At 50.4% G+C, this 15082-nt stretch carries 18 protein-coding genes and 1 pseudogene; 18 read left to right on the forward strand and 1 reads right to left on the reverse strand.

The window, feature by feature from the left end:
• Nucleotides 1-51: 51 nt before the first annotated feature.
• From DXB18_RS02735 to DXB18_RS02765, 7 genes are all read left to right on the forward strand, one after another.
• Nucleotides 52-792, forward strand: a complete 741-nt coding sequence (locus tag DXB18_RS02735) for a replication initiator protein A (protein WP_002594233.1) — start codon at nucleotides 52-54, stop codon at nucleotides 790-792.
• Entirely contained in the window at nucleotides 789-1643 is an 855-nt protein-coding gene (locus DXB18_RS02740; protein WP_002594232.1) for an ATP-binding protein, read from the forward strand. Before DXB18_RS02735 ends, DXB18_RS02740 begins: the two co-directional genes overlap by 4 nt.
• Nucleotides 1640-1834, forward strand: coding sequence for a transposon-encoded TnpW family protein (locus DXB18_RS02745; protein ID WP_002594231.1), 195 nt, complete (start codon nucleotides 1640-1642; stop codon nucleotides 1832-1834). The genes DXB18_RS02740 and DXB18_RS02745 overlap by 4 nt, the downstream gene beginning before the upstream one ends.
• A gap of 127 nt (nucleotides 1835-1961) precedes the next feature.
• Nucleotides 1962-3587: a recombinase family protein gene (locus DXB18_RS02750; protein WP_002594230.1), complete on the forward strand. Its 1626-nt coding sequence runs from the start codon at nucleotides 1962-1964 to the stop codon at nucleotides 3585-3587.
• Nucleotides 3588-3778: 191 nt separating this feature from the next.
• Nucleotides 3779-4057, forward strand: coding sequence for a helix-turn-helix transcriptional regulator (locus DXB18_RS02755; RefSeq protein WP_006859267.1), 279 nt, complete (start codon nucleotides 3779-3781; stop codon nucleotides 4055-4057).
• Nucleotides 4058-4326: 269 nt separating this feature from the next.
• On the forward strand, nucleotides 4327-4806 hold the full coding sequence (locus tag DXB18_RS02760; RefSeq protein ID WP_015514785.1) for a hypothetical protein: 480 nt from the start codon (nucleotides 4327-4329) through the stop codon (nucleotides 4804-4806).
• A gap of 43 nt (nucleotides 4807-4849) precedes the next feature.
• Nucleotides 4850-5275 (forward strand): hypothetical protein, encoded by a 426-nt coding sequence (locus DXB18_RS02765; protein ID WP_022261510.1) that lies wholly within the window; start codon nucleotides 4850-4852, stop codon nucleotides 5273-5275.
• A gap of 44 nt (nucleotides 5276-5319) precedes the next feature.
• Here the strand turns inward: DXB18_RS02765 and DXB18_RS02770 are convergent, their stop codons facing one another.
• Nucleotides 5320-6141, reverse strand: coding sequence for a helix-turn-helix transcriptional regulator (locus tag DXB18_RS02770; protein WP_006859270.1), 822 nt, complete (start codon nucleotides 6139-6141; stop codon nucleotides 5320-5322).
• Nucleotides 6142-6676: 535 nt separating this feature from the next.
• Between DXB18_RS02770 and DXB18_RS02780 the strand changes: the two genes are divergently transcribed.
• The 11 genes and pseudogenes from DXB18_RS02780 (at nucleotide 6677) to DXB18_RS02835 (ending at nucleotide 15071) form a co-directional block, all read left to right on the forward strand.
• Nucleotides 6677-6862 carry a hypothetical protein gene (locus DXB18_RS02780; RefSeq protein WP_033118356.1) on the forward strand — a complete coding sequence of 62 codons (186 nt, stop codon included), beginning with the start codon at nucleotides 6677-6679 and terminating at the stop codon, nucleotides 6860-6862.
• Nucleotides 6863-7195, forward strand: a complete 333-nt coding sequence (locus tag DXB18_RS02785) for a hypothetical protein (RefSeq protein ID WP_006859272.1) — start codon at nucleotides 6863-6865, stop codon at nucleotides 7193-7195.
• Nucleotides 7192-7494, forward strand: a complete 303-nt coding sequence (locus DXB18_RS02790) for a DUF3847 domain-containing protein (RefSeq protein ID WP_006859273.1) — start codon at nucleotides 7192-7194, stop codon at nucleotides 7492-7494. Before DXB18_RS02785 ends, DXB18_RS02790 begins: the two co-directional genes overlap by 4 nt.
• Nucleotides 7495-7781: 287 nt before the next feature.
• On the forward strand, nucleotides 7782-8141 hold the full coding sequence (locus DXB18_RS02795; protein WP_006859274.1) for an SdpI family protein: 360 nt from the start codon (nucleotides 7782-7784) through the stop codon (nucleotides 8139-8141).
• A 152-nt stretch (nucleotides 8142-8293) separates the two neighbouring features.
• On the forward strand, nucleotides 8294-9883 hold the full coding sequence (gene mobQ / locus DXB18_RS02800; RefSeq protein WP_118705841.1) for a MobQ family relaxase: 1590 nt from the start codon (nucleotides 8294-8296) through the stop codon (nucleotides 9881-9883).
• Nucleotides 9884-9947: 64 nt separating this feature from the next.
• Nucleotides 9948-10589 (forward strand): CHC2 zinc finger domain-containing protein, encoded by a 642-nt coding sequence (locus DXB18_RS02805; protein WP_014081132.1) that lies wholly within the window; start codon nucleotides 9948-9950, stop codon nucleotides 10587-10589.
• 13 nt (nucleotides 10590-10602) lie between these two features.
• Complete coding sequence (locus DXB18_RS02810) at nucleotides 10603-11895, forward strand: virulence-associated E family protein (protein WP_007884071.1); 1293 nt, start codon at nucleotides 10603-10605, stop codon at nucleotides 11893-11895.
• A 242-nt stretch (nucleotides 11896-12137) separates the two neighbouring features.
• Nucleotides 12138-12335: a hypothetical protein gene (locus DXB18_RS02820; protein WP_006858666.1), complete on the forward strand. Its 198-nt coding sequence runs from the start codon at nucleotides 12138-12140 to the stop codon at nucleotides 12333-12335.
• A 6-nt stretch (nucleotides 12336-12341) separates the two neighbouring features.
• A complete protein-coding gene (locus DXB18_RS02825; RefSeq protein ID WP_007884068.1) occupies nucleotides 12342-14006 on the forward strand; it encodes a recombinase family protein in 1665 nt (554 codons plus the stop codon).
• Between the two features lie 89 nt (nucleotides 14007-14095).
• Nucleotides 14096-14179, forward strand: a pseudogene (locus tag DXB18_RS02830) (Maff2 family protein); the annotation flags it as partial.
• Nucleotides 14180-14204: 25 nt separating this feature from the next.
• Entirely contained in the window at nucleotides 14205-15071 is an 867-nt protein-coding gene (locus tag DXB18_RS02835) for a VirB6/TrbL-like conjugal transfer protein, CD1112 family (RefSeq protein ID WP_002304374.1), read from the forward strand.
• Nucleotides 15072-15082: the final 11 nt, after the last annotated feature.

A 15082-nucleotide genomic window follows, 5' to 3' on the forward strand; every position in this document is an offset into this window, starting at 1 on the left:
ACAGAACCCACAGACAGACACCACAAGGAGGTGAACCCTATCGCTGATTATATGACCGCAGGAACGGAGCTGCCCGCTTACCTGCCTTACCCCCGTTTCCTGCTGGAAACAGACCTATCCCACACCGCAAGAGAGTTATATGCGCTGCTGTTAGACCGTTCCACCCTTTCGCAGAAGAACGGCTGGCAGGACAGCGAGGGACGGACATACATTGTCTACCCCATAGCAGAGATAGCGGAAATGCTGGATAAAGGCTGCACCACCATAAAGGGCGCACTGAACGAACTGGACGCTGCCGGGCTGCTGGAACGCAGACGGACGGGCTTTTCTGCCGCCAACCGTCTGTATGTGAAAGTGCCGCCTATCCCAGTGGTACAGTTTTCCGACCAACTGACGGACGGAAAACCGCCCCTCATAAGGGCGGGAAACCGACCAACTGACAGCCGGAAAACTGACCTTATGACGGTCGGAAAACCGTCCCCTAACCAAACTAATATAAACAACCTAATAGAGAGCCAAACAAAAGGAGCGAGTGAGGGGCAGCCCCCCGCCGCTTATGGCAGATATAAAAATGTATTTCTTTCTGACACAGAACTTTTGGAGCTGGAACAGGACTTCCCCGGCAAGTGGGAGTATTACCTTGACCGCCTTTCCTGCCACATCGCTTCCACCGGGAAGCAGTACCAGAGCCATGCAGCCACCATTTACAAGTGGGCGCAGGAGGACGCTGCCAAAGAGAAGCCAAAGAAAGGCATACCGGACTATTCATTCAAGGAGGGAGAAAGCCTATGACCGATACAATCCACAACACCATACTGCCTATGACCGACACCACAGCCGAGCCGGAGGATTACACCGGGGAGGACGGGCTTTTATACTGCGGCAAATGCCGGAAACCCAAAGAAGCCTATTTCCCGGAGGGCAAGACCTTTTTCGGGCGTGACCGCCACCCGTCAGAGTGCGACTGCCAGCGGGCAGCCCGTAAGGAACGGGAAGCCGCCGAGAAGCGGCGCAGCCACCTTGAAACGGTGGAACGGCTGAAACGGCAGGGCTTTACAGACAAGACCATGCAGGACTGGACATTTGCCAACGATAACGGCAGCTGCCCGCAGATGAAGAACGCCGCCGGATATGTGGCACGCTGGGAACAGATAAAGGACGGGAACTACGGGCTGCTCTTGTGGGGCAGGGTAGGCACTGGGAAAAGCTATTTTGCCGGGTGTATTGCAAACGCCCTCATGGAGCAGGAAGTCCCGGTGTGCATGACAAACTTTGCAGCAATATTAAACGACCTTGCCGCCAGCTTTGCGGGCAGGAACGAATATATTTCCCGCCTTTGCAGCTTCCCCCTGCTCATCATTGACGATTTTGGAATGGAGCGTGGCACAGAATACGGTCTGGAACAGGTCTACAATGTGATTGACAGCCGCTACCGGAGCAGGAAGCCGCTGATTGTGACGACCAACCTCACGCTGGAGGAATTGCAGCACCCGGAGGACACCGCCCACGCCCGGATTTATGACCGCCTGCTTGAAATGTGTTCCCCTCTCTGCTTTACCGGGGAGAATTTGAGGAAAGCCGCCGCACAGGGAAAAATGGAACAGCTGAAACGGCTGCTTGCCGGAAAGGAGATTTGCCTATGACCGACACCCAGAGAAACAAACGCCCTGCCCGCCGCCCGGACTGCGTGACCGAAACGAGGATAGGCAACACAATCCTTGTGGTGTCTGGCTTTTTCAAGGAGGGGGCGACCGACACCGCCGCTGACAAGATGATGAAAGTGCTGGAAGCAGAAGCCGCCGCCGGATATTTGACCTGTGATAAGCCTGATTGAAAAACCGTCATTTTTACCGACCGTAAAGAAGCAGATTTGACGCTTTTGCCGCTATACAGACAGCCGCCCCATGTGGTACAATCAAGGTACGGAATAGTGGGGCTGGCTGTCGGAAACGGAGGAATTTATGTTAAGACAGACCACCCAGCAACTCATTACCGCCCTTTACCCAAGACTGTCCCATGAGGACGAGCTGCAAGGCGAGAGCAATTCCATTTCCAACCAAAAGAGGATTTTGGAAACCTATGCCAAACAGAATGGATTTTCTAATCTGCGCTGGTACACCGACGACGGTTATTCCGGTGCGAACTTTCAAAGACCCGGATTTCAAGCCATGCTTGCAGACATTGAAGCAGGGAAAGTCGGGACAGTTATCGTCAAGGATATGTCGAGGTTAGGGCGAAACTACTTACAGGTGGGAATGTACACAGAAATGATTTTCCCACAGAAAGGTGTCCGCTTCATCGCTATCAATGACGGAGTGGACAGCGCACAGGGGGAAAATGATTTTGCCCCGCTGCGGAACATTTTTAACGAATGGCTGGTGAGAGATACGAGCAAGAAAATCAAGGCAGTAAAACGCTCTAAGGGCATGAGCGGAAAGCCCATCACAAGCAAGCCCGTCTATGGCTACCTCATGGACGAGGACGAAAACTTTATCATTGACGAGGAAGCCGCCCCGGTGGTACGGCAGATTTACAGCCTTTGCCTTGCCGGGAACGGTCCGACCAAGATAGCCCGTATGCTGACCGAGCAGCAAATCCCCACGCCGGGGACGCTGGAATACCGCAGGACGGGCAGCACCCGCCGCTACCACCCCGGCTATGAGTGCAAGTGGGCGACCAATACCGTGGTTCATCTGCTGGAAAACCGGGAATATACGGGCTGTCTGGTAAACTTTAAGACCGAGAAGCCGTCCTACAAGCTGAAACACAGCATAGAAAATCCCCCGGAAAAGCAGGCGGTTTTTGAGAACCACCATGAGCCTATCATTGACCGGGAAACGTGGGAACGGGTGCAGGAGTTACGCAAGCAGCGCAAACGCCCCAACCGTTATGACGAAGTGGGCTTGTTCTCCGGCATACTCTTTTGTGCCGACTGCGGCAGCGTCATGTACCAGCAGCGATACCAGACGGACAAGCGCAAGCAGGACTGTTATATCTGCGGAAGCTACAAGAAACGCACCGCCGACTGCACAGCGCACTTTATCCGCACTGACCTCTTGACCGCTGGCGTACTCTCCAATCTGCGGAAAGTTACCAGCTATGCGGCAAAGCATGAAGCCCGGTTTATGAAGCTTTTAATCGAGCAGAATGAGGACGGGGACAGACGCAGGAACGCCGCCAAGAAAAAGGAGCTGGAAGCCGCCGAGAAACGCATAGCCGAGTTATCTGCTATCTTCAAGCGGCTGTATGAGGACAGCGTAACCGGGCGCATATCGGACGAGCGTTTCACAGAGCTGTCGGCAGACTATGAAGCCGAGCAGAAAGAACTGAAAGAACGTGCCGCCAGACTGCGGGAAGAACTTTCCAAAGCGCAGGAAGCCACCGCAAACGCTGAAAAGTTTATGAATGTGGTACGCAGGCACACTACCATTGAAGAACTTACCCCTACTCTGCTGCGGGAGTTTGTGGAGAAAATCGTTGTCCATGAAAGCGTTGCCCTTGACGGGAAACGCCGGGGCAAGTTACGCAGACAGGAAATCGAAATCTATTATTCTTTTGTCGGCAAGGTAGAACTGCCCGACACCTAACCGCCCGACCTATCCGACATACCTCATGTGCCGGATAGGAACGGCAAAATTTTTTACACTTCTATTACTTCTTTATCACACATAAGCAAAGTCCCAGGGCATGAAGCAGCTCATGGCTAATTAGATGTAATAAAAGCGGAGAAAGGAAAAGCACAATCCAGACGGAACCGGCGGTGTAGTCAAGAAATATTGTGGAAACGCAAGATTTCTGCTATAATGGGTATAAAACACTTGACGATGGAAAGAAAGGCGGGAAGCCTATGCACATTAGTTATCAGCCACTATGGAACACACTGAAAGAGCGTGGCATGAGGAAAGAGGATTTGCGGCTTGCCGCCGGTCTTACCACAAATATGATTGCCAACATGGGCAAGGGAAAGAATATCAGCATGGAAACGCTGGTTCGCATTTGTGAAGCCTTGAATTGTGGTATTATGAATGTGATTAAATTAGAACAGGACAATATCTAAAGCGATATAATTTTATATTTGATTCGATTTGCACAAAATTTAAATTTTAATGGTGTATATTTTCTATTGCACCCAATGTAAATAAGTGCTATCATAAAATAAAACAAGTACATTTGAAACATTTTATGATTTGAGAGTGTGCTTGCAGGTTAGTAGCATATTGCCAATAACTGAATACAAAAAATGTAGGTTCTGGTCATTTTAGAAAGGAGTATTGTTTATGAAAAAAATTTAGTAAAAGATTGTTTACCTCGTTGGTAGCGTTTTGTATGCTTTTTTCTGTGAGTGCGGTTCCTGCTTTTGCAGCGGAAACAACAACGGAAATAACGGATACTCAACAGCCGGTAGTCATTGGAGAATATGACGGATACTTAACCGATGTTATGATTTCCGATGGTGTCACCAAAAGAGCAGTCGCTAATGTTCGTATTAACTCTTATGCAACTTATGATGAGGATGATGGGATTCAAGTTCATGTGAAGTTGTATGTACCGTGGTATGAATCTCCAAAACCGGAGTTCACTGGTATGACTGGTACAGTTAATGTGCTTATGAACAAAAAATCCACCAATACGGCATTTGCAGAATTAGCCGACGGTGAAGAAACAATCGAAACTGATGTGGATACTGGAAGAACAGGTAATAGCGGAGATAAGGGAACGGTTTCTGTTTCTGGTGTTGCTACCGCTAATAATGCCTTGGCAGGCGGTGGAGCTTTCGCTATTTCTTACCCTGTGACACTTCCCTAATTAAATGCAAAACAGTTGTGAATTAAGGTTGGTAATAGGTAAAATGAAACGGTTATTGGCAATATGCGTATGTTTTTTTATGTGTGTAGGCTTATGTTCGTGTGATTCTTCCCAAACTCGGTCGGTATCATCATATAACTGGTCTTTAGAATTTATTACTGATTTAGATGGTAATATGTTATTCTCAGGTTCAGTGCATGATGACATACCAGTATTGGATTTGACATTGAGTTTTGAAGAAAAAAGTTTTATCTTAACAGATAACACTCATAAACAAGAATGGACAGGTACATATTCGCTTGAAAAGATTGACAATTCTTCTTCGAAACTCGGATTAACTTTTGAAAATTTAGAGGAGCCTGTTACAGGCGTATATGGAACAAGAGTTTATTCTGATGATTCAGAAAGCGCAACAATTACATTACAAACTGATGAAAATATCCTGTCTTTTGTTGGAGAAGATTCATAAATAAAAACAGCCGCTGTAGGAACAAAATCCTACAACGGCTGTTTTTATTTCCACGGCCTGCGCCGGAAGTTCATACCAGACTGTTTTATCAGCGGGGATTTCTTGAACAGCTTTTTCAAAAGGCTTCGTTCCTCTTGTGAGAGCCGCTTGTATTTGAGCCGGAACGCCTTGCAGAATATCTCCGTGAATTGCTGAACCCTGTCCCCCGGAGATTGCATGGCCTTTTGTACTTCCCGTATAAGTTCATCGGCAGGCGTGGTATCCGGCGCACTTTCGCTGTCATTTTCGTGCGCCTTGCGTATATCATGGAGAATGACGTCCCATGTTTTGTGCGTCACATGGCAGAAAAAATCTTCTTCCTCTATCTGACAGGCTTCCAACACTTTGATTGCCCGGTCTGCCGCAGCTTCGGGGTGTTCTTCCAGTACCATAGCCCGTAAAGCAGCCAGTGAGCTGTTTGTGTCATGGAAGTGCATGGTTGCTATCCCGTCCACATAGATTTCTGCGTCTGCCAGCAATTCCTTAAATTTTTCATGGGAGATAATCTCACACAGCAGCCGGTTATTGAAGCGTTCACTTTTCAGCAGTTCCACGACTTCATCACTCAAATGTAATTCTTCTATCGGGGTGTTTTCATATCTCCGATTATTGGTAAGGCCGAGCAGATAGTCAACCGACACCTGATAGAAGTCTGCCAGCTTCAACAGGCTGCCGTGGTTAATTTCCTTGTATTCGTCGTTGTCGTTTTCATAACTGCCGAGGGCTGATTTTGAAATGCCGGTTTCCTGTGCCAGTTCTTCCAGATTCAAGCCCCGTTCCACCCGTAAATCTTTCAGGCGTTCCTGTACGGAAATGCGGGTTTTCATAAACACATCGCTCCTTCCTGCGGCTGGCTGCCGCTGTTATTCCTTATTATACCATATACCGTTCCGAAATCGTGGAATTTTTCGATTTTGGGGCGGTTTTCCTATTTTATGGACATACGGGAAAGGGTTCAAAAATGAGCTATGATTAAGTCAGTTCATCGATGGATTATTTCCAATCGAATGACCGGCCTGATGGGATATGCTCCCCGGCGATGTAGCGCAACGACCTGCGGCAAGGAAATGGAGGAACCTTGACCGCAGCGAGCGTACCAACGGGAACGAAACGCCGCTGTGAGATTCAGGGGCAGGAACGACAGCAGGACAACCCGGCAGAACTGATACCAAAACGCTACCCAAACACGACAAATCGGCGGGGTGTAGTCTGCCCCGTCCGTAATACTATGGGGCATTTCAAAGCGGCTCTATGGCCGTATTTTCCTTGAAAATCGCCCCGAAACATGACACCAAAAACCTTTATCCGCCTGTTCCCGTTGTTACGGCTGAAATGGGCGGATTTTCTATGATAGGAGGCACTATGCCGAGAATGAGCAAGAAACGGAAGTTGGAGCTTTCCTTCTTCCTCAATGACCGGGGGCGTGTGGCCTACAACGACCTGTGCCGGAAGTGCCAGCATAAGTGCAAGCAGAGTTTCCGGGCTGTCGTGATAGACTGCCCCCATTACCTGTCAAAACGAGCCAAGCGAAAGGAGAAAATCAGTTAAATGGAATTTGAATTTATGAGCGCAGACACGGTTCTGCCGCCTTGTATGCCGCTACCCGCCGCAATGCTTCGGCTGCCGATCAGCAGCACAGCAAAAGTCATGTATGCCCGTCTGCTGAACACCACCCTTACGGCAGGGATAGAGGATAGCAACGGCATTTTGTTTGTCCGTTTTCCTATCATGGAATTAGCGGCAGCCCTCTCCCGCAGCCCCGTCACTGTGAAGCGTTCCCTGAAAGAATTGGAGGACATCGGGCTTATCCTGCGGGTGCGCCGGGGTGTGGGAGAACCAAACCGCATTTACACGCTGCTTCCCAAAGGAGGGCTGCCATGATAAATGAGAAGCTGGAAAAGCTGAATCAGGAGATTGCCAAAGGCGAAGCCAGACTGCGGCGGGCGCAGCATGAAGAAAAAATACTGGAACACCAGGTGAAGCAGCTTACCCGGAAGGAACGGACGCACCGGCTCTGTACCAGAGGAGCTATGCTGGAAAGTTTCCTTTTAAGGCCGGAAGTGCTGACAGACGAGGATGTGATGGACATTCTGAAACAGGCATTTTCTCAAAGTGGCATGAAGGAAATAGTTGCAGAAAGCGTGAAAGGGCGGGTAGCCGGGGAATCCCTTACGGAGTAAGGGCGCAACTATACACCGGTCAAGCCGGTGCGTTGCGCCCTGCCGGGGGCTTCCTGCGGAAAGCGGATGATTTTCAGCACCGTTGCGGCTGCTTCCAATCATCACAGGGGACGCTACACTTCCCCTGCGCTGGCTGCGCCAGCTACCCCTTTGTGGACTTGCCGCCCGGGAACACCTTGCGCTGCAAGCTGTTCCCGTCCAGCAAGTTTACAATTTATCTATTCCAAAACAGGACTGCCCGTAGTATAATAAAGCTAATGACGAACACTATCTAAGGAGATGGTTTTATGTATGGATTGATTGCTTTGAATTTCATCATACCCTTTGTTATGGTTTTTGTAGGATATATCTTAAAGAAGCACCCGGTAAAAGATATGACATCCGGTAACGGATACAATACGCCTACATCTCGGAAGTCACAAGAGCATTGGGATTATGCACAAAGCATAGCACCTAATATTTTTATTGGTATTGGCAAAACATTAGGTTTGGTAGAAATCGTTTTGTGTATATCCTTACTTCTTCTTAATATTTCTACACAGACTACCGTATTTGCAGGAGTAGTTGTTGGAATTATTTTTCTGATTTTTGGATTTTATAAAACAGAAACTGGAATTACAAGTAAATTTGCGAACAAAAACTTTTAAGCTATTAGACAGCTTTCCATCATCGAGCCAACCTGACCCGAATCTTCAAAACTGAATACTAATCGCCTACCAGCGACACCACTAAGCAGGAAATCAGAAACGGTTTCCTGCTTTTCTTTTGCCCAAAATCAACCACAGGAAGGAGGAACGCTATGCCCTGTCCACACCATGATATAAAAATAATCCAGCGCAGCAACCACCAGTCAGCCGTTGCGTCTGCCGCCTACCAGAGTGGGGAACGGCTGTTTTCCGAGTACGACCAGAAGCAGAAATACTATTCCCATAAAAGCGAGATTGTCCATACAGAAATCATGCTGCCGCCCCACGCCCCACCAGCGTATGCAGACCGCAATACTTTGTGGAACGCCGCCGAAGCTATCGAGAAGCAATGGAACTCCCAGCTTGCCCGGAGAATCGTGCTTGCCATACCGAGGGAAATCCCCCCGGAACAGCACGCCGACCTTATCCGGCACTACTGCCGGGAGTTTTTTGTTTCTAAAGGCATGATTGCCGATTTTGCCATCCACGACAAAGGGAATGGGAATCCCCACGCCCACATCCTGCTGACCATGCGGGCAATGGACGAAAACGGGAAATGGCTTCCCAAGAGCCGGAAGGTTTATGACCTTGACGAGAACGGCGAGCGTATCCGGCTCCCGTCCGGGAGCTGGAAAAGCCACAAGGAGGATACCGTGGACTGGAACGACCAGAAGTACGGAGAGATCTGGCGGCAGGGCTGGGCGGCTACCGCTAACCGCTATCTGGAAGCCAACGGACGCCCGGAGCGCCTTGACCTTCGTTCCTATGAACGGCAGGGGCTTGATAAAATCCCCACCGTCCATATGGGGCCAGCAGTCAGCCAGATGGAGAAACGAGGGATACAGACCAACATCGGCAACTTGAACCGGGACATCAAAGCCGCCAATTCCCTTATGCAATCTATCCGGCAGATGGTACGCCACCTGAAAGGCTGGATTGCAGACCTGAAGGAGAAAAAAGCCGCCCTGCTGGAAGCCTTGCAGGAATCGAAGGAACCCACCCTGCCGGAGCTGCTGGGGAAATATCTGGATTTGCGCCGGGAGGAACGTACAGGCTGGACAAGCAAAGGCCAGCTTACAGGCAGCGTTGCCGATTTCAACAAGGTTATGGAAGCTATCCGCTATCTGCGGGAAAAGGAGCTGTCCACTGTGCAGAGTTTGGACGCTTATCTGGATACCGTCAGCGGGCAGGCCGTTTCCATCCGGGCAGAGATGAAGCCGAAAGAACAGCGTATGAAAGAAATCAACACCCTGCTTTCCCATATCGCCAACTTTGAAGCCCATAAGCCGGTTCATGTGGAGTATGCTGCCATCCGGTTTAAGAAGCCACGGGAACAGTTTGCCGCCGCCCATCGGGACGAGCTGGACGCCTATAATGCCGCTATCCGTTATTTCAAGGTGCATTTGAAGGAGAAGAAGTACAGCATTAAAAAGCTGAATGAGGAACAGACACAGCTTGCCGGAGAAGTTGCCGGATATAAGGAACGGTTGTCCGCATTACAGGAGGATGTGAAGATTCTCCGGGATGTGCGTCACTGGCTCAATCAGGTTCTTCCGTCTGAACAGTACCGCCAGACCGCCGAGCCGGGAAAGAAACCGTCCATCCAGCAGGCAGTCAAAGGCCGGACGCAGCGTATCCGGGAAGAACAGGCCGAGAAACGGAAGCAGCCCCGCACAGAGAAAAAACAGGATATGGAACTTTAATAGGCGCTTGCTATTTTCTTTTTCGAGAATGACAGGCGCTTTTCTTATTTTCAGGAGGATTTATTTGAATGTATTTAAAGCTGTCAAGCAGTCTGTTACCACCCGGCAGGCTGCGGAGCATTTTGGAATCCGGGTGGGACGAAACGGGATGTGTGTCTGCCCCTTCCATGCTGATAAAAACCCCAGCATGAAGGTTGACCGGCGCTTTCACTGTTTCGGCTGTCAGGCAGACGGGGATGTGATTGACTTTGTTTCCCGTCTGGAAGCTGTCAGTCCGAAGGAAGCCGCCCTCATGCTGGCGCAGGAGTTCTCCATCCCCTATGAGGACAGGGAACCACCCGGCAGGAGAAAACCCAAACCCCGGCAGGAAACCCCGGAACAGCGGTTTTGCCGCATGGAGCGTTACTGCTTCCGGGTGCTGTCCGATTATTACCATCTTCTGCGCCGCTGGAAACGGGACTATGCCCCTAAGATGCCGGAAGAAGCATGGCACCCGCTTTTTGTGGAAGCCTTGCAGAAGCAATCCCATGTGGAATATCTGCTGGATGTGCTGCTCTCCCCGGATATGGAGGAACGGGCAGTCCTTATCGTTGACTATGGAAAGGAAGTGAGCAATCTTGAAAGACGAATGGCAGAGCTTGCCGCCCAAGATACGGCAGGCCGCAGAACAGACCATACAAGAAGCAGCCCCGCCCCGGAGCATTGAGGAAGTAAAGGCCATGCTGGAAAGCACCGAGAAAGGCAGCGTCCGCAACAGTATCCGCAACTGCCTGACCGTCTTTCAGAATGACCCGCTGCTTTCCGGGGCAATCGCAAAAAATCTGCTGACCGAGCGAGTGGACATTGTAAAGCCCATCGGCTACCACCGCATCGGCACCGCCATCACGGACACGGATATGAACTATCTGCTCCTGTATCTGGAAGAAACCTATGGGCTTACCAGTGAGAAAAAGATTACCGCCGCCATCGGGATTGTTGCCAATGAAAACGGCTACCACCCCGTCCGGGACTACCTGAACGGCCTTTCATGGGATGGGCAGGAGCGTATCCGCTATTGCCTGCGCCACTTTCTGGGAGCCGACACCGACCAGTACACCTATGAAGCCCTGCGGCTGTTCCTGCTGGGAGCCATCCACCGGGCATTTTGCCCCGGCTGTAAATTTGAAGTCATGCTCTGTCTGGTGGGCGGTCAGGGAGCCGGGAAATCCACCTTTTTCCGGCTGCTGGCAGTAAAAGACGAGTGGTTTTCCGATGATTTGCGGAAGCTGGATGATGATAACGTGTACCGCAAGCTGCAAGGCCACTGGATTATCGAGATGTCGGAGATGATTGCCACCGCCAATGCCAAGAGCATTGAGGAAATCAAGTCATTTTTAAGCCGACAGAAGGAGGTCTATAAAATCCCATACGAAACCCACCCGGAGGACAGGCTGCGGCAATGTGTGTTCGGCGGCACTTCCAATGCCCTTGACTTCCTGCCCCTTGACCGTTCCGGCAACCGGCGCTTCCTGCCGGTCATGGTGTACCCGGAACAGGCCGAGGTTCACATTTTGGAGGACGAAGCCGCTTCCAGAGCCTATCTTGCACAGGTCTGGGCAGAAGCCATGACGGTTTACCGCAGCGGGGATTTTAAGCTGTCTTTCAGCCCGGAAATGGTGCGCTATCTCAAAGAACACCAGCGGGATTTCATGCCGGAGGACACCAAGGCCGGGATGATACAGGCATACCTTGACCGCTATACCGGCGGCATGGTGTGTTCCAAGCAGCTTTTCAAGGAAGCCCTGAACCACCCCTTTGACGAGCCGAAGCAATGGGAAATCCGGGAAGTCAACGACATCATGAACCATTGCGTGACGGGCTGGAATTACTTTTCCAACCCCCGTGTGTTCCCGGAATACGGCAGGCAAAAGGGCTGGGAGCGTGAAACGAAAGCAACGGACATCAGCAACGGAGCTGAAAAAATCCCGGAAGGATTTGAGGAAGTCACGGAACAGATGGAGCTTCCCTTCTGAAAAATGCAGCCGGTTGCCGACCCTGTTGCACTCCCGTTGCCGAGCCGGTTGCCGGGAAACCCCCCGTAACTGCGGGCTTTTCCCCTTATCAGCAACCAAAACAACAGAAAAATAAAAGAAAATAAAAATAAGAGCCAAACTGCCAGACAGAGATAGTTTTCAGGTTTTTTGAAGCCCGTTGCCGGACTTCGTTGCCGACCTTCTCCTTGTCTGGCTTATTCTATTATGGAGGATAACTGCCTATGGCAAAAACGAAAACAGAGATTCATGTTACCACAGTTTTTGACGGCGAACTGGACGCCACAGACGTCTTTGTGAGCCTGATTGCCCAAAAATATGGGCAGAATACCAGCAAAGAAAATCTTGCGAAAACACAAGATTTAGAGTATAATAAGGATGAGGTTCAGAAGAACCGTGTTCCGTCTGGATTGTGCGGGTAAACGGTTATGATGAACGGATATGAATATACAGACATGGACGCAATACTGGCAGGCAGCTTCCGGGCAGCCATCTATTGCAGGCTTTCCAAAGACGATGACCTTGACGGGGAGAGCGCCAGTATTGCCAACCAGCGGGATATGCTGGAAAAATACTGCGAAAAGCAGGGATGGGAGGTTGTGGCAGTCTATCAGGACGATGGCTACACGGGGCTGAACATGGAGCGCCCCGACCTGAAACGGATGCTCAAAGCCATCGAGCGCAGGCAGATAAACCTTGTCATAACGAAAGATTTATCGAGGTTGGGCAGAAATTATTTGCAGACCGGCACACTCATTGAGGACTTCTTTCCCCGCCACGGCGTCCGCTATATCGCCATGAATGACGGTATCGACACCATGCGGGAGAATAACGACATTGCGCCGTTCAAGAACATCCTCAACGAGATGTACAGCAAGGATATTTCCAAGAAGGTACATTCCTCTTACCTTCTGAAAGCCCAGCAAGGCCAGTTTACCGGCTGTATCGCCCCTTTCGGGTATCAGAAAGACCCGGAGGACAAAAACCATCTGCTGGTGGACGAGGAAACCGCCCCCATTGTCCGGCAAATCTTCCGCTGGGCGCTGGAAGGACACGGCCCGAACTTTATCCGGCGCAGGCTGGAAGAACAGAAGGTGCCTTGCCCTACATGGTGGAACCGGGAACGGGGCTTCCGCAATGTCCGCACTAAATGGGAAAAGAAAGACCCGGTAAACGGGCGGTATATGTGGGATTTTTCGGTAATCAAGGACATCCTGATGAATCCCGTCTATACCGGGGCTATCGCTTCCCAGAAGAAGGACTACCGCTTCAAAATCGGCACCATCGGGGAAAAAAAGCCGCAGGACTGGATTGTGGTGGAGGAACGGCATGAGCCGATTGTTGACCGCAAGAGCTTTGACATCGTGCAGGACAAGCTGAAATCCCGGCAGCGTTCCCGCCAGACCGGGGAAATCAGCCTGTTTGCGGGGCTTCTCAAATGTGGCGAGTGTGGGAAATCACTGACTATCCGCTACACCAACGACAAGCACCCGAAGCAGATTTATTCCTGTAAGACCTATAATGCCTATGGGAAACAGCACTGTACCCAGCACCGTGTGGAGTACGAAACCCTTTACCGCCTTGTGCTGAACAAAATCCGGGAATGTGCGAAGGCCGCCCTGATGGACGGGGAAGCTGTTGCCGGACGGCTTACCAACACCTGTGAAGCCGAGCAGAAAGGCCAGCGGGAAGCGTTGGAGCGTTCCCTGACGAAGCACGAGGAACGGATTGAGGTACTGGAAAAAATGGTGCTGCGGCTCTATGAGGACATGGTTGCCGGACGTATCAGCGAAGCAAACTTCAATCTCATGCTGGATAAGACGCAGAAGGAACAGGCTGAACTAAAGGAACGGGTTGAACAGGGGCGCAGGAAGCTGGCTGATGAAATCCGCCTTGCCGTGGACGCCAAGCAATGGGTGGACGCCATTCAGGAATACGCCGACATCACGGAGCTGGACGCTGCCACCCTCAACCGTCTGATTAAAGAAATCGTTGTCCATGAACACATCGACAGCGATAAGACACGACACATTTCTATTGAAATTCATTTTAATCTCAAACCCATCCCGGAGGTGGAACAGGTCACGGCCTGACCTGTTCCCGCCGGGGCGGTTCTAAAAAAATTCCATAAATTTCTTGACACGCCGCCGCCCGCCATCGAGCAGAGTTTTACACCTATTTTGGTATGAAACAGCTCATGGCTGGCGGCGGTGTTGCCCTCATCGGCACCACCCTTGTACCTCTGCTCTCCGGACTGTTCGGTTAATCACAAAACAAGGAGGTAATCGCCTTTGGACAGCATACTCCAACAGATCACAGACTGGCTGAAAGAAATGCTCGTTTCAGCTATTATGGGAAATCTGTCGGGGATGTTTGAGTCCGTCAACAACCAGGTTGGCGAGATAGCAACCTCCGTTGGCATGACCCCGGCGAATTTTTCGCCGGGTGTCTTTGCCATGGTACGAAACATCTCCGAGTCAGTGATTATCCCAATCGCAGGCTTGATTCTGACCTTCATTGCCTGTTATGAGCTAATTCAGATGATTATTGACCACAACAATCTGGCAAATTTTGAAACCTGGATCTTCTTCAAATGGGTGTTCAAGACTTTTGTTGCGGTCATGTTAATCACAAACACATTCAATATCACGATGGCTGTGTTTGATGTGACACAGCACGTTATAAACGCAAGCGCCGGTATCATATCCGGAAATACTGCCATAGATGCTTCGGCATTGGAAACAATGGAAGAAACGCTGATGGCAATGGATTTGGGTCCTTTGCTCGGCTTGTTCCTGCAATCCTTTATCGTGCAGGTCACGATGTCCGCTTTGGCAATCATCATCTTTGTGATCGTCTACGGTCGAATGATTGAAATTTATCTGATGGTCAGCCTTGCCCCGATTCCGCTTTCCACTTTTGGAAACAGAGAACAGAGCAATATCGGACAGAATTATCTGCGTTCGCTGTTTGCAATCGGATTCCAGGGATTCCTGATTATGATCTGCGTGGGCATTTATGCGGTGCTGATTCAGTCTATCGCATTCAGTGATGACATCATCGGTTCTATCTGGGGTGTTATGGGCTACACCGTCCTTTTGTGCTTCACCCTGTTTAAGACTGGTTCGCTTGCGAAGGGTGTATTCAGCGCTCACTAAGGGAAGGAGGA

Origin of the sequence: Clostridium sp. OM02-18AC (assembly GCF_003481825.1) — a bacterium.
Lineage (GTDB): Bacteria > Bacillota > Clostridia > Lachnospirales > Lachnospiraceae > Brotaphodocola.

What these genes read in the sequence shown, in the direction of transcription:
- DXB18_RS02735 (WP_002594233.1), top strand. Translation starts at nt 52, where the DNA reads ATGACCGCAGGAACGGAGCTGCCCGCTTACCTGCCTTACCCCCGTTTC.
- DXB18_RS02740 (WP_002594232.1), top strand. Translation starts at nt 789, where the DNA reads ATGACCGATACAATCCACAACACCATACTGCCTATGACCGACACCACA.
- DXB18_RS02745 (WP_002594231.1), top strand. Translation starts at nt 1,640, where the DNA reads ATGACCGACACCCAGAGAAACAAACGCCCTGCCCGCCGCCCGGACTGC.
- DXB18_RS02750 (WP_002594230.1), top strand. Translation starts at nt 1,962, where the DNA reads ATGTTAAGACAGACCACCCAGCAACTCATTACCGCCCTTTACCCAAGA.
- DXB18_RS02760 (WP_015514785.1), top strand. Translation starts at nt 4,327, where the DNA reads ATGCTTTTTTCTGTGAGTGCGGTTCCTGCTTTTGCAGCGGAAACAACA.
- DXB18_RS02765 (WP_022261510.1), top strand. Translation starts at nt 4,850, where the DNA reads ATGAAACGGTTATTGGCAATATGCGTATGTTTTTTTATGTGTGTAGGC.
- DXB18_RS02770 (WP_006859270.1), bottom strand. Translation starts at nt 6,141, where the DNA reads ATGAAAACCCGCATTTCCGTACAGGAACGCCTGAAAGATTTACGGGTG.
- DXB18_RS02780 (WP_033118356.1), top strand. Translation starts at nt 6,677, where the DNA reads ATGCCGAGAATGAGCAAGAAACGGAAGTTGGAGCTTTCCTTCTTCCTC.
- DXB18_RS02785 (WP_006859272.1), top strand. Translation starts at nt 6,863, where the DNA reads ATGGAATTTGAATTTATGAGCGCAGACACGGTTCTGCCGCCTTGTATG.
- DXB18_RS02790 (WP_006859273.1), top strand. Translation starts at nt 7,192, where the DNA reads ATGATAAATGAGAAGCTGGAAAAGCTGAATCAGGAGATTGCCAAAGGC.
- DXB18_RS02795 (WP_006859274.1), top strand. Translation starts at nt 7,782, where the DNA reads ATGTATGGATTGATTGCTTTGAATTTCATCATACCCTTTGTTATGGTT.
- mobQ (WP_118705841.1), top strand. Translation starts at nt 8,294, where the DNA reads ATGCCCTGTCCACACCATGATATAAAAATAATCCAGCGCAGCAACCAC.
- DXB18_RS02810 (WP_007884071.1), top strand. Translation starts at nt 10,603, where the DNA reads ATGCTGGAAAGCACCGAGAAAGGCAGCGTCCGCAACAGTATCCGCAAC.
- DXB18_RS02820 (WP_006858666.1), top strand. Translation starts at nt 12,138, where the DNA reads ATGGCAAAAACGAAAACAGAGATTCATGTTACCACAGTTTTTGACGGC.
- DXB18_RS02825 (WP_007884068.1), top strand. Translation starts at nt 12,342, where the DNA reads ATGATGAACGGATATGAATATACAGACATGGACGCAATACTGGCAGGC.